This is a genomic window from Aporhodopirellula sallentina SM41 (assembly GCF_000346505.1).
In the GTDB taxonomy this organism is placed as follows: Bacteria; Planctomycetota; Planctomycetia; order Pirellulales; family Pirellulaceae; genus Rhodopirellula; species Rhodopirellula sallentina.
In genome coordinates this window covers 1-14,754 of record NZ_ANOH01000146.1, presented here as the reverse complement: position 1 = coordinate 14,754, position 14,754 = coordinate 1, and the positions used below count along the sequence as shown (strand labels likewise).

The window sequence follows — 14,754 nt, the reverse complement described above, 5'->3', positions numbered from 1 at the left end:
CGGTCCAGACGGCTTGTTGTCGCAGGGAAGGTTCGGGGGCTGTTTCAATTCTTGCGAACGTTCCTATAATTCGCGCCACAGTCCTATCTGAACTTCAAATAACAGGGAATCTGAGCAAAGTGGCTATCAAAGTAGGTATTAACGGATTTGGCCGTATCGGACGGATGGTTTTTCGCGCATCGGTTACACGCGATGACATTGATGTGGTAGCAATCAACGACTTGTTGGACGTCGACTACCTAGCATACATGCTCAAGTACGATTCCGTTCACGGCCGCTTCGAAGGCGACGTGGAAGTCAAAGACGGCAACTTGGTCGTCAACGGCAAACCAGTTCGCATCACCGCCGAAACCGATCCTTCCAAACTCGCTTGGGGCGACGTCGGAGCCGACGTGGTCGTCGAATCGACCGGTATCTTCCTGACCGCCGAAAAAGCACAAGGCCACGTCGACGCCGGTGCTAAGAAGGTTGTCATGTCGGCACCTTCCAAAGACGACACCCCAATGTTCGTCATGGGCGTAAACGACAGCAGCTACAACGGCGAAACCTTCGTCTCCAACGCATCGTGCACGACCAACTGCTTGGCACCAATCGCCAAGGTCCTCAACGACAAGTTCGGCATCAAACGTGGCCTGATGACCACCGTTCACGCCGCAACCGCGACTCAAAAGACCGTCGATGGTCCTTCGATGAAGGATTGGCGTGGTGGACGCGGTATCCTCGAAAACATCATCCCTTCGAGCACCGGTGCTGCCAAAGCAGTCGGCAAAGTCATTCCAGAACTCAACGGCAAGTTGACCGGGATGGCTTTCCGCGTACCAACCTCCGACGTTTCGGTCGTCGACTTGACCGTCGAACTGGACAAGTCCGCAACCTACGAAGAAATCTGTGCCGCAATGAAAGCGGAATCCGAAGGCGCCATGAAGGGCGTCCTCGGTTACACCGAAGACAACGTTGTTTCGACTGACTTCCGTGACGAATCCCGCACTTCGGTCTTCGACGCCAACGCCGGCATCCAACTCGACGGAACCTTCGTCAAAGTTGTGTCGTGGTACGACAACGAATGGGGTTACTCCTGCAAGGTCCTCGACTTGGTCGCTCGCATCTCGTCCTAAGATCGAAACCCTGAATATCAACAGGGACCGGACACCGACACGGTATCACTCGCATTGTGGTACTGGGTAGAAAACATGAGGACACGGTGATACTTTCATCGTGTCCTCTTTTTGTTGAGAACCAATCCGAAAACAACGATGGCTCGCCCCGCCAACGGGCATTCGCCCCGGTTTTCACGTATTAACCACGGCTAACTCTGACCGGCAGATGAGTTTTCGGTTAGATTCTCAGGCACTCATCAAGCCAATTCGCCACCATCACGAGCCAACCCGCCACGAAACCGTCGGCGTCCCGCTCAACCTTCCCCCACAACAAACTCATGTTCATTGATCGCGTCGAAGTCGAATTCTCCGCTGGAAAAGGCGGCGACGGCTGCATGAGTTTTCGTCGAGAAAAGTATGTTCCACGTGGCGGTCCCGACGGCGGCGACGGCGGCACCGGGGCGAGCATCATCCTCGAAGCCCGAGTGGGCGTGAACTCGCTCGCCCAATACGCCAACCGGCGATTCTTCCGTGCCGAACGTGGCAAACACGGCGAAGGCAGTCTGCGACACGGACGCAAAGGCCAAGAAATGCGTCTGTACGTCCCGTGCGGCACCAGCGTCATCGACGCCGCCGACGGTTTCGTCATCAAAGACCTCACGCACCCCGGTGAAGAGTTCGTGATCTGCCGCGGTGGACGTGGCGGACTCGGCAACGCCCGATTCAAATCGGCCACCAACCAAACTCCACGCCAACGAACTCTCGGTGCCGACGGCGAAACTCGGCACGTGATCCTCGAACTGAAATCGATCGCCGACGTCGGACTGATCGGCAAACCCAACGCCGGCAAGAGCACGCTGCTGTCGCGAATTTCCAGCGCCCGACCTGAAATCGCCGACTACCCGTTCACGACCAAGTTCCCCAACCTCGGTATCGTCGACGTCGACCGCGAACGCTCCTTCGTGACTGCCGACATCCCCGGACTGATCGAAGGTGCCAGCGAAGGACACGGTCTCGGCCACGAGTTCCTCCGTCACATCGAACGCGCCGGACTGCTCGTCCACCTCGTCGAACCGACACCGATCGACGGCACCGATCCGGTCGAAAATTATGCCGCCATCCGCGAAGAACTCAAACAATACGACACCAAACTCAGCGATCGTGACGAACTCGTCGTCATGACCAAATGCGAACTCGATCCCGACCGCGAAGTCTTCACGCGAATGCAGCAGCACTTCGAAGACAACCCGGTTGATCACAAACGCGACCTACATGCGATTAGCGCCGCGTCTGAGATCGGACTCAGCGACCTCGTCGAAGAAATCATGCAACGGGTCACCGCCCGTCGACTCGAAATGATCGACGCCGGGGAAGAACTCACACCGATTCGCGAAGTTGATGTGCCGACCGAAGCCAAACCGAAACGTCGACTCCCACCGCACAAGTCAGGCCCGACATCGTCGCTATCCAACGACAAACAGGCTCGTGACGTTCCCACCATCTGGGGCAAGCAATCCCCGACGGGGCGAACCGACATCTCGCCGCAAACAAACGAGACCCCCGACAACTCTGGCGACACGGACTCGGATCCGTGATCGCAGGTATCGACGTTGGAAACACAGCGATCAAGATTGCCGCCGGCACTGACACCGACGTGGACATGTTGCGTGTCGCCGAAGCAGAAACGCTTCAGAAGGCTGCCGCGAAACTCGCCGAACTGGCTCGCCGCCACGATTCGATCGAAGCCCGTGTGGCGAGCGTTAACCGAACCGCCGCCGCGCGACTTATCGAAGCAACCCAGACGCTCGAACCTGACCGCGTGCGTTTTCGCCAAATCACCCGCGAAGATCTTCCCATTTCGGTCGCTACCGATCACCCCGACCGCGTCGGGATCGACCGACTGGTCGGTGCATTCGGCGCATCGTCTGGTTACGCACTGCCGCTTGTGATCGTTGACGCGGGCACAACCGTCACGGTCGACTTGGTAGATAACGACGGGACCTACCGAGGCGGCGCGATCATCCCCGGTCTCGAAATGCAAACCGCGGCACTCGCTTCGGGAACCGATGCCCTGCCCCACCTCGATTGGCAGAGCAACAGCCAAGACTCGATGACGCGTCCGGCGACCAACACCGCGTCCGCGATCCGACTGGGAATCCTATCCAGCGTGACCGGTGGGATTGAACGTCTCGTTCGCCTCTACGGACAACCACAACGCGTCGTGGTCACCGGTGGCGATAGCGAACTCATCGCCGCCACGCTTCAAGACGCCCCGGCGGGAGACTACGAGATCCACCATCACCCGCACCTCGTCTGCCGAACCCTCGCCGCCCTCAACTTGTAGAGCCGCCCAGGGCCTAGCTCTCCCGCGAACGGGAGAGCTAGCGAGCTTTACGTCGGCCGTTCGCTCACCCGTTCGGGCGTTTTCCCTTCCAGATCTGAATATTGTCAACATCGTTCTGCACCGGAGCCCCCTCGGTGCTGCGGCCACGATTGACGTCGGCCTCGAGAAGACCGAGCAACTGCTCAACCACCTCGGGATGCGCGGCGTAGAGATTATTCGTCTCCCCGGGATCGGCTTCCATGTCGTAGAGCTGAGCCGGTGGACTGCCCGCAGGCATTTGCCTCTCATTCGGCGAACTCCATCCACCCGACGCTTTCGACAGCAGCAACTTCCACTTACCTTGGCGGTACGCGAAGTAGCCTCCGATCGAATGGTGAATCACTCCTGCCCGTGTCGATTCGATCGGTTCGCCGTGCAACGCCGGTTTGAAACTGACACTGTCCTCCCCTGCCCCGTCCGGAACGTCGACACCGAGAACATCGGCACACGTCGCCATCAGATCCGTTTGGCAAACGACCTCATCGGATCGCGTCCCCGCAGCAACCTCCGCAGGCCAACGAACCAGGAACGGCACCCGATGCCCACCGTCCCACAGGTCCGCCTTCGAACCTCGCAAATGACCACTCGGGTAATGCCCCTTCTCCACCATCGCACCGATCCCCGCCGCCTTGGAACATCCGTTGTCACTCGTCACGATCAACAACGTGTTCTCGCCAAAACCGGCTGCGTCGATCGCGTCGGCGATGTCGCCGATCACCGCGTCGGTCTGCATCACAAAATCACCGTACTTGCCCAACTCGCTGCGGCCCTGCCATTCCTTTGAGGGCAAGATCGGCGTGTGTGGCGAGTTCAGCGCCACGTACGCGAAGAACGGTTGCGATTCCGATTGCGAACCGATGTACTCGACAGTCTTTTTGCCAATCATCGGCAACACATCGACCGCCTCAAAATCAGGCTCCGCCGGGCCTTTTCGCCTGAAAGCTTTCGTCGCGGTGCCTTCACCGACAAACCGGTCGTTTTCGATGTAAACGTAAGGCGGCATGTCGAGCGACGCTGAAATGCCAAAGAAATAGTCAAACCCGCGGTCTACTGGACCGTTGTCGATTCGCTTCTTCCAATCCACATTCTTGGGATTGTTCCCACGAAACGGCTGACCATCCGTCGTCGGCAGATCCAACCCCAAGTGCCACTTCCCGATTGCGGCGGTGGCATAACCGTGCTGCTTCAAAAAACCAGCGACGGTCAAACGATCGCTCGCGATCAACGGTTTATCGAACCCGTACAAAACCGACTTCTGCAAACGCGTTCGCCAGTTATACCGGCCGGTCAGGAGCGCATATCGGGTCGGCGTACAAACCGATGACGCCGAGTGTGCGTCGCTAAAGATCATCCCCTCGGCCGCCAAAGCGTCCATCTCGGGAGTGGCGATCTTGCCTCGGTCGGGGTTGAGACACTGAACGTCGCCGTACCCTAGATCATCCGCCAAGATCACAACAATGTTCGGCTTGACGTTGTCCGCGCCCGCAACACCACCGACGAGGCAACACACCAACATAAACAAAGGGAACACCCAAAACCGCCGCATAAGAAATTCCACCGAGTTGTCGAGACAAAGACGATTTCCCCGCGGGACCAGTTCGGTCCACCTACTTTCGGAGAAGCACCCATCATCCTCGGAAGCAATCACCAAGCAACGGTCGATTGCGACACCACAGTTAAATTTTGCGTCACGATCCACGCCGTTAAAGCCAGCGTTTCATCAAGCAACATCCTTTCCGCGCCAGCCACCACCTCGAATCACCCGTAGCGAAAGTCGCCAAGACTTTCGGCGATCCCCGAACCCTGCCGAAACTCTCGGCGAGTTTCGCGCCCCAGGCGCATGTTCATCAGCCTGACATCGGCTGCGTTTTCCATCCAAACGCGCTAAACCAATTCCGACAACCCACCGGTTCGATCCGCGAAGCTCTCGGTCTCCAGCCCCAACTGCTGCAACATCGTCACGAAAACCTTTGTCAGTGGTTCGTCTTCTTTCTCAGGTTCCTTCATCCACGGTTCGGGTTTCCCATCCCAAGAACCGCCCACTGCACCGGCCCCAGCGTAGTTGACGTACTGACCGTGCTTGAAGCCCATCGCTTTCCCACCGGCGAGAATTACCGGATAGTTTTGCGACAGGTGGAACGCACTCGAGGCAGAACCGAATAACAACAACGTGTTGTCCAGCATGGTCCCCTGCCCTGCCGGTTCCGGTGTCTCATGCAACCGAGTCACAAATCGACAGAACTCGCGATTCAGGAAACCGCAATACGTCGAGAACCTCTCCCATCCGCCAGGCTGCTTGGTCTCGTGCGACAACGCGTGTGCCAGATTGAAACCGACCGCACGTGCCAACCGGTCACTGATCCCGAACGCGTTCTCTCGGCCGATTTGGTAGGTGGCGACCCGCGTTGAATCGGTACGGAACGCCAAATAGATCAACTCAAACATGGTTTGGACGTACCGCTGAGGATCCTCCGGCGAAACCTCCAGATCGAGATCATTGACCTCCACCTTCGGCAACGGCGTGTTCACCCACAGCTTCGCTTTCTCAACCCGTTTCTCTGCCTGACGTACTGAGTCGAGATACTCGTCCAATCGCTCCCGGTCATCTCCTCCCAGATCACGTCGCAAACGGTTGGCATCGGCGAGCAACTCATCGAGCGCACTCTTGCTCAACGCCAACCGGCGAGCCGCATCCGCATCCTGTTTGACAAACAGCATGTCGAACACACGTTTCGGCCGGTGCTCGGCAGGTATCGCACGTCCCGTTCGAGTAAACGACATCGTGTGAGTCCCGCGTGGCGTCCCGGTTCCACCGTCGGTCGACAGCACCAACGAAGAAAACCGCGTTTGATCACCCACGTGATTGGCGTAAACCTGATCGAGCGAAATCGAATTCTTGTACGGTCCATCCGATCCCGTCGCCGCCGCCGTCAAAAATTGATCCGCGTTGGAGTGCCCATGAACTTGACGCACCTCGGGATGCGAAAACCCCGACAGCACGGTGATCTGATCCCGCAGCGGTTCGAACACCTCCATGCACTTCGTGTAACGAAAGTCGGATCCGTTTCCATGCGGGAACCATGACCAATCCTGATACGCGGGATCCTCCGCGAGCGGCATCGGCACACCATCCGGGAAGTAAAAACAGCCTAACCGTTTGACCTTCCGCGATGCGTCCGCATCCAAGCCCGCCGACTCAGCAACCTGCGACACCGCTCCCGCATCCAACTTCGCTGCCGATCCAAAAACAGGCAACGCGAGAGCCACACCTGCCCCACGCAAAAAACGTCGACGGTCGAGCGAATCCAGGTTCAATTTCATCGTGTGATTCCTACAAAAGGCGAGCGATCGCAAACAAGCGTGCGATTCGTGAAGTCAGGAAGGTGTATTGGGGAAGGGAACGTTCAATCGATTCATCAGTCAGGGGACATCTTCATTCGGCAGCTAGTCCGCCAACCTGCAAATAGCAGGCGACGCACTAGGCGACTCCTCTATCAAGGTCCCATAAACAGGTCACTCGTTACCAAACTTTGCACCAGAGTTTTCAATCCGTCGCCGTTGCGTCGAACCGTGCGGGTCACTTCATCGACCGCCGCACTGTCGCTAAACGCCAGCGGACGACCGAGGGCGAAAATCGCGAGTTTCTCGACCATCGCGTGGACAAATTGGTCCTGCCGATCATCGAGCAGATATCGTTTCAGCCCATCGATTCCATCGAGCACGTGGTCGTTGTACAGCGCCGAACTGGCGTCGACCGGCTGACCTTGGATCTCATCTCTCCAATGTCCGATCGCGTCATAATTCTCGAACGCGATTCCCCATGGATCGATCTTCTTATGACACGACATGCAGGCCGCTTGGTTGCGGTGATCTTCGATACGTTGTTTCAGCGTCAACTTCGCAATTTCAGGATCCGCCAAATCGATTTCCGGAACCGCTGCCGGTGGTGGAGGCGGCGGGTCGTTGAGCAAACACTTCAGCACCCAAACGCCACGCTTGAGCGGGTGAGAATGCTCACCGTCGGAATTCATGGCCAGCAATCCGGCCTGTGTCAAAACACCTCCGCGTGACGCCGCGTCATCCAAGGGGACACGCTGAAACTCATTGCCCGCCACATCTGCGATGCCATAGTGAACCGCCAAACGCTCGTTCACCGTAGCGTAGTCGGCATGGATCACATCCAAAACGCTCGCGTCGGTTCTCAGCATCTCCGCGAAGAAAGCACGAGGCTCTTGCTGCATCGCTTCCTTCAACGCGGGATCAAAATCGGTAAAGCTCTTGTCCACAGCGAGATAGTCGAGCGACCGCAGGTCGAGCCACTGCCCCACGAAGTGTTCGATAAACCGTTCGTGCCGCGGATCGGCCAACATTCGATCAACCTCCGCACGCAACACATCGGGGAGATGCAATTCGTTGGACTCGGCCAGACGCAACAATCGCTCATCCGGCACGCTGCACCACAGAAAGAGCGACAACCGGACTGCGAGATCCGTGTCAGACAACCGACGTGGAACATGCTCCGATGATGCTTGAGATGGCACAGGGGCAAAGTACAGAAAACGCGGCGAGGTCAACACCGTCGCCATCACTTCCAACATCGCGTCCTGGAAATCATCGCTGCCATCTCGTATGGCTTCGAACAACGCGACCTTGCTCTCGACCGCCGACGATGTGACCGGACCTCGCCATGCACGCGGCATGAAGGTCGACAAAATCTCCCGAGCATATTCCAGCTCTTCTGCGTCGGTCATCGAAGCATCGACCGTGCCACGCGGGAACAACCGCACGTGCGACTCAGGCGGCCATTGATCGTAGATCGGTGCATCGACCTCAACCGACTCGATCACAATGTCAGCTGGCCCCGCTTTCGCGTTGGGCACCGAACTGTTCACCAAACGAATGTATTCCGAAGGGCTCGGAAAACGGCCCATGGTGGATGTCTTACGTTCTGCGTTGCGTGGATCAATCTCGCCCAGCGGGATCAACCATTCATAAACCTGCGGCTCCTCCGCGCCAGCGGTCACGGGAGTGTCTCGTTTGCTGACTCGCACATCAGCCCGTCCCTCGTTCGTCGCACGCCAACCGAACACTAACTGCATACTCGGCACCCGATCCTGCTTCGCCGGACGCGAGGCGTGAACCCGGACTCGAAGGAAACCTTCGTCAGGAACCTGATTGCCCAACTCGACCGTCAAATGCGACCGTTTCCCCGCAGGCAAAACAGCGACAAACTTCGACAGCGTCTCAGTTTTCTCCGCGTTCCCATCCAACGCGTCGATCGAGATCGGTTCATCATCCGCACCCGATGTCTCATCTCCGGTCGCGGCTTCGGCGCCATCCGAACCTTCATCGCGTTGCTGGTCGATCGGTTCGATTGCGTACTTCGCACCGTTATATTCCCACTTCGCTCGAATCTTTTCGCCCGTCGCGACGTCGAGATAGTAAGGACCGCTAGTGGGATTATGGTGGATCCTTGTCACAGTCTCAATTTGCTTCTTGCGTTTCTCCTCGTCATCTTCAAAACGCTTTTCCAATCGCTTGACCTTCTCCCGATGCAACCGCTGTTCGATCGCAGCAGCATCCGTCATCGAATGCCGCCATCGCACGATCTCAGGCCGTTCCCCACGCACCGCTACTCGATCCAACGCCCGACGAGCGAGCTGCCGATAGGTTTCGAACTGCGACACGGAAAGGTGCAATGAGTCAGAACTGTTCTCGAACCCGTCCTCCGACACCGACTCCGGCGGCAGATCTTTCGCGAAGTCCCACGGCTCGCCGAGCAAGTCCTGCAGGGCGTAGTTGTATTCGTATTTCGTCAAACGACGAAACGACGTGTTCGACTCGCGAGCCCGTCGTGCGATCGACGCGTAGTGAATCTCATTGCTCAACCAATCCACCACCGAGGCACGGTCCTCGTCCTCCATTTCCACTTCATCCGGTGGCGGCATCTCACCATTGCTCACCGAGGCGAGCACTTCTTGCCACCATTCGGCGTCGCCACCATCGACCATATCAGGATCGATCGCGGTGATATCGAAGCCCGCCTCCGCGCCGTACGGGCCATGGCAGTCAACGCACGTCGATTCCAAGATCGGTTTGATCGTCTCGGCAAACACCGACGCGTCGCGTGCAACAACCTGATCGACAGCCGGCGTTGACGCTTCGAGATACGCGGACTCTTTCGCGCCGATTGTTTTCAGTTCGCTCAACGTCGGCTGACGAGCGTTCGACTCAAATGCCAGATCCGCAGCAACGACGCTGCCCTGCAACAGACAGCACTGCCCTTGAAAGACTTGTCCTTGAAAGACCTGCCCAGAAACGACGCTGAGTAGGGAAATCCCCACCAGCACCCACGGCAATTGATATCGCAAACGGCACGATCGTGAAGGGCAATACTGCAACCGCATAAAATACGAACCTCATGTTATGCCGCCTCACCAGCCAACGTGCCCGTAACGTTCGGGCACCGCAGGGGTAGGCTGACTAGAATCTATACGGCAATTTCACAGCCATTTTAAGGGCTATGCTCGCTGTATAAAAATCCAAAACCGCCTACGGATGACAGAGTTTCGCAACGCAGCCTCTTTGAGCAAAAAGCGACCGTACGCAGCCGCGAAAAAAACACTCAAAATGGGGACACACCAACTTTTTGACCATCCAAATCAACGCCGCGAAGCGATCCCGTCGAACTTCACCCTAGTTGCTCGACGCGGCATCGAAAAGTCCATCTCGAAGAATTGTTGGCTGCAGTGCGCAGCACGTTTTCGGTTCGCTATTTACGGCACAAATTCAATCCGTTGGCCCGGTTCGGTTGACTCTCGCACGACCTGAACCTGCCCCGCGTACTCGACCACCAACGGCCCGTTTCCAGACGAAACGAACTCGGCCCGGACTAATTCCCCGTCCTCCCAACGCATACTAACCTCAAACCCACCGCGGGCCTTCAGACCCGACACCGATCCGGTCTTCCACGCGGACGGCAATGCGGGCAACAAGTCCACAATGATGTCACCATCGTCGCTGCGCCGGTGCGATTGCAGCAACGCCTCGGAGATGCCCGCCGTCAAACCAAAGTTCCCGTCAATTTGAAACGGAGGATGAGCGTCGAACAGATTGTTGTAGAACCCAGCCTGCCTTTTCACGCTCGAATTCTGGAAGAACCCCGTCAGCACTTTGTTCATGCGCTCACCGTCACGCAGTCGCGCCCAGAAGTTCACTTTCCAACCTCGCGACCATCCCGTGGCGCCGTCGCCGCGAAACTGCAACGTTCGTCTGCAGGCCTCGAACAATTCAGGCGTCTGCGGCGAGATTTCTGATCCCGGATGCAAACCCCACAAATGTGAAACGTGCCGGTGCGTCGACTTGGGATCCTCTTTGTACAGCCATTCTTTGAGTTGCCCTTCACCTCCGACTTGATTAGGCGCGATCTTGGCTGCCGTGCTTCGCAGTCGTGCGGCCAACGCAGCGTCTCGGCCAAGCGTGTCTGCGGCATCCGCAGTCGCGTTCAATAGGCTCCGAATGATTTGGTGATCCATGGTCGGCGCCATCACCAATCCGCCACGCTCAGGAGAATTGCTCGGACCGCTGACCAGCCAACCATTCGAGTGCACCGGATCCTCCACCAGATAGTCCAGGAAAAACTCCGAGGCCCCCTTTATCAGCGGATAACCGCGTTCGCCGAGAAACCCTTTGTCGCCGGTAAACAGATAGTGCTCCCACAGGTGCGTCGCCAACCAAGCTCCACCGGTGGGCCAGATTCCGTGATTGGAATGGTTGATCGGCGCTGCCCCTCGCCATCCGTCGGTGTTATGGTGCACCACCCAACCACCGGCACCATAGAAGTCGCTCGCAACCTCGCGTCCCGTTACCGACAAATCTTCCAACATGTCAAACAACGGTTCATGACACTCGGATAGATTCGTTACTTCCGCGGGCCAGTAGTTCATCTCCGTGTTGATATTGATGGTGTATTTCGAATCCCACGACGGTTTCTTGCTGTCGTTCCAAAGCCCCTGCAGGTTCGCCGGCTGGCCTCCCGGACGTGATGAAGCGATCAACAGGTACCGGCCGTATTGATACAACAAACAAACGAACGCCGGATCAGGATTCGCCTGATAGTCATTGAGCCGCTCGATCGTCGTTCGCTGATCGCCCTGCCCTGCCCCGCTTTCTCCGAGCTCAATCGATACGCGGCGGAACAACTCGCGGTGGTCCGCCTGGTGATCGGACAGAACATCGTCGTAGGACTTACCCGCGATTTTCTCTAGCACCGCATCGCATTGCTCGTCCGGCTTCGCATCGACCGACGCGTAGTCCTGATAGTTCGTCGCCCCTACCAAATACAACGTCGCCGCGTTGGCATTTTTGACACTGAATCCATCGTCCGATACCTCCGCTGCACCGCCCTCGGTCACCACGCGCACACGAGCTTCCATCGCGACCTGACCTTCGAACAGGAAGCCCCGGCTTTGCATGTCATCAACTTCCGCAAACATCTTCAACGTTTGCCCGTCCACTTTTGCGGTTCCCGAGTTTGATTCATGCGGGCTCGATAGCGACGCGGTGAAATTCACCTTTCCGGGCTGATCGGCAACGATTCGAACCACAATCACGCCATCGGGATGACTCGCAAAAACCGTCCGTCGGTACGTTACACCTTGCGAGAAATACTCAGTGGTCGCCGTTGCCGCATCGAGATCGAGCGTTCGCCGGTAGTCCGTCGGCTCGCCAACGGTTCCGAAATCGAGATGAAGGTCGCCGAACGGTTGATACGCGGCTTGCCCGAGCGGCACGGACATGAACTCCTTCATCGCCAACGATTCGGCTTCCTTTTGTTTGCCCTCAAAGAGCAATTGGCGGATTCGCGACAGATACTCCGACGCCCCTTCACGAGAATACGATTGCGGCCCGCCCGACCATACCGTGTCATGGTTGAACTGAATCTGCTCCTTTTCGATTCCACCGTAAACCATCGCTCCCATCGAACCGTTTCCGACCGGCAGTGCGTCAGTCCAGGCTCGCGCCGGTTCGTCATACCGCATCACGAGATCAGCGGCGTTACTTCCAGACGTCGATACCACTGCCGAAAACACCGTCGCCGAAACGAAGGCAAGAAACACCATGACACGGTTCATCGAAACTACCATTCAAACGGGGAGAGAGGTTTGGCACAGAAGCCACTCTCCCAATCACGTGCATCGACGACATCGACACACGAAAGTCGTGGCGAAGCGAGGCGGGGCCTCGGCTAACAATCGATGTGCACGTACCGGACGTAACGAGAGCGGCAAATACCAATAGGTGAGTCGATGTTGTTACGATGCAACCATCGCATCGCGCGATTCGCGTGGAGCAACCTGTCTGGCAACAGAACTCCTCCGCGATCTCAACATCGCCCTCTCATCATACCTGCTCGAGAAAGCAGTGCACACATGCCGCGGGGGGGACTGCCTAGAGAGTTCCGCCCGACCGGGGATCGATCAATATCGATAGCCGATACCAACATTCGAGAAGAAGTTTGGCGAGTTGTCGTTGAGCCCCCATCCCACCCGGCATCCGACTTCGAAATCAGACGTGACCAAGTAGTGAGCCCCCGGCGAAAAGAAGTACTGCGCCGTCTCTTCTTCGCGTCCATCTGTATAGACCCCAAAGTATTCCGCGTGTGCCTTCCAACGCTCGCCGATCGCGACCTTGACGACCGTCGACGGTGACCACACGTTGAACTGGTCGTCGTCACGACTGCTGGTGCTGTACCGGATCGCCGAATCCCAAATCACGCCCTCTTTCAGTTCCCACCCAAAGATGTACGTGGCCGATAATGTGGTCTGAGCTTCTTCGCCACTTGTTGGCGTGAAACCTTGCAACAACACAGAGGCTTCCGGCAGGAAATCGGCTTGCTCCATCAGGAAAACTTTTCCGCCGTAGAAGATCCGCGACTCACGTTCGATCTCGGCTTCCTCTTTCAAGTCGCTCGGCACGTTTCCCGAAACCAGACTGCCCGCCCCGCCGACTTCGTAGTTCCAACCGAGTCGCAACTCCAACCAATCGTTCACACCATGCCGAACGAGTAACTCTGGATAGCTATGCGTTTCCGGCACGTCACGATTGTCGATGAACGAATACGCAGCTTCCACGATCCATCGTCCTTCTCCAGCAATCGTTGTCGCAGGAGTGAACGAATCGCGATCGGTTTCAATCTCATCCTCGGATGACTCTCTTTCGCTTCTCAAAAAGGTGAACTCTTGAGAGTAAGCGTGGCCCGACGTCACAACGAGCACGAGCAGCGACATCCAAACCGATCGATAGCAGCACATTTTTTCCGTATACCCCGAGAGAGTGCGTTTGCCTCTCACATCGACACGAACTCCGCCCCTCGCCCAAAAGAGAGCGATCCCCACCTAAAAAACAATCATCAGCATCAACACACACCACCCGCAACCTCCCCGCAACCGTCAAAAGCCCCCAGACAAACGCGTCGACCATCAACAACGACGCCACATCCCCACCGTAGCGAACGTCGCCAAGACGTTCGGCAACCACACTCGTCCCCACCCACTGCCGAAACTCTCCGCGAGTTTCGCTACAAATAAAAACATGCCGGAACATCGACAACGACTTAAACGCCTACCACCGGAACATTACCGAAGCGAGGCCTGGGTCCATTGGACGCTTGCCATTGAAGGTCGCAAAACGGGATGGCTCGATCCCAAACTCCTCTACAAGTTTCGCGAAATCCAAACACATGTCGCGTTTCGCGCTCAAATTGCCTGCCCGATCTTTTGTTTGATGCCAGATCACCTTCACCTTCTTTGGTGTGGCTTGACCGACGAATCCGATCAGTTGCTGGGAATGAAACATCTCCGCACAGACCTCAATGACTGCTTGAATCGGATAGGCTATCAATTGCAACTTCAATCCTTTGACCATGTGCTGAAGAACCACGAGCTAGAGCGAGATGCCATCGAATCTGTAGTCGATTACATCGCAAGGAATCCGGAGCGACAGGAACTCGTGCCGATCGATGGGTTCAGCAGTTACAAATACACCGGGTGTCTGATGCCTGGCTATCCGCAACTGCGACTCTTCCAAGACGAGGGCTGGGATCGCATTTGGCGAACACTCGCGTTCCTCAAACGAACCCAGTGTTTTCGAGTCCCAGACCCAAAGTATCCCCGCAAACCGTAGCGACAGTCGCCAAGACTTTCGGCAACGCACCTCGCAATCAACCACGCCGAAACCGTTGGCGAGTTTCGCTACCACTGCACCGTTCGAGTC

General features: G+C 57.0%; 9 protein-coding genes. 4 read left to right on the top strand and 5 right to left on the bottom strand.

Translation table 11 applies throughout. The features are described from left to right. The first annotated feature begins 119 nt into the window (after positions 1-119). The 3 genes from gap to RSSM_RS09595 all read left to right on the top strand — a co-directional run bounded on the left by gap (position 120) and on the right by RSSM_RS09595 (position 3,441). Positions 120-1,115: a type I glyceraldehyde-3-phosphate dehydrogenase gene (gene gap, locus RSSM_RS09605; RefSeq protein ID WP_081613737.1), complete on the top strand. Its 996-nt coding sequence runs from the start codon at positions 120-122 to the stop codon at positions 1,113-1,115. Between the two features lie 320 nt (positions 1,116-1,435). Then, entirely contained in the window at positions 1,436-2,692 is a 1,257-nt protein-coding gene (obgE, locus tag RSSM_RS09600) for a GTPase ObgE (RefSeq protein WP_008677253.1), read from the top strand. Further along, the gene (locus tag RSSM_RS09595) at positions 2,689-3,441 is read left to right on the top strand and encodes a type III pantothenate kinase (RefSeq protein WP_008677251.1); all 753 of its coding nucleotides are present in this window, start codon (positions 2,689-2,691) and stop codon (positions 3,439-3,441) included. The genes obgE and RSSM_RS09595 overlap by 4 nt, the downstream gene beginning before the upstream one ends. A 64-nt stretch (positions 3,442-3,505) precedes the next feature. Here the strand turns inward: RSSM_RS09595 and RSSM_RS09590 are convergent, their stop codons facing one another. From RSSM_RS09590 to RSSM_RS09570, 5 genes are all read right to left on the bottom strand, one after another. Continuing rightward, positions 3,506-4,996, bottom strand: coding sequence for a sulfatase family protein (locus tag RSSM_RS09590; RefSeq protein ID WP_044302033.1), 1,491 nt, complete (start codon positions 4,994-4,996; stop codon positions 3,506-3,508). 368 nt (positions 4,997-5,364) lie between these two features. Further along, positions 5,365-6,801, bottom strand: a complete 1,437-nt coding sequence (locus tag RSSM_RS09585) for a DUF1552 domain-containing protein (RefSeq protein WP_008677247.1) — start codon at positions 6,799-6,801, stop codon at positions 5,365-5,367. A gap of 173 nt (positions 6,802-6,974) precedes the next feature. Beyond that, complete coding sequence (locus RSSM_RS09580) at positions 6,975-9,851, bottom strand: DUF1592 domain-containing protein (RefSeq protein WP_236621046.1); 2,877 nt, start codon at positions 9,849-9,851, stop codon at positions 6,975-6,977. 405 nt (positions 9,852-10,256) lie between these two features. Next, positions 10,257-12,614, bottom strand: a complete 2,358-nt coding sequence (locus RSSM_RS09575) for a glycoside hydrolase family 95 protein (RefSeq protein WP_008677245.1) — start codon at positions 12,612-12,614, stop codon at positions 10,257-10,259. 345 nt (positions 12,615-12,959) lie between these two features. Then, complete coding sequence (locus RSSM_RS09570; protein ID WP_236621045.1) at positions 12,960-13,769, bottom strand: transporter; 810 nt, start codon at positions 13,767-13,769, stop codon at positions 12,960-12,962. A 304-nt stretch (positions 13,770-14,073) separates the two neighbouring features. On the opposite strand from RSSM_RS09570, the gene RSSM_RS09565 reads away from it, so the two are divergent. Then, entirely contained in the window at positions 14,074-14,664 is a 591-nt protein-coding gene (locus tag RSSM_RS09565) for a hypothetical protein (RefSeq protein ID WP_008677241.1), read from the top strand. Positions 14,665-14,754 lie beyond the last annotated feature (90 nt).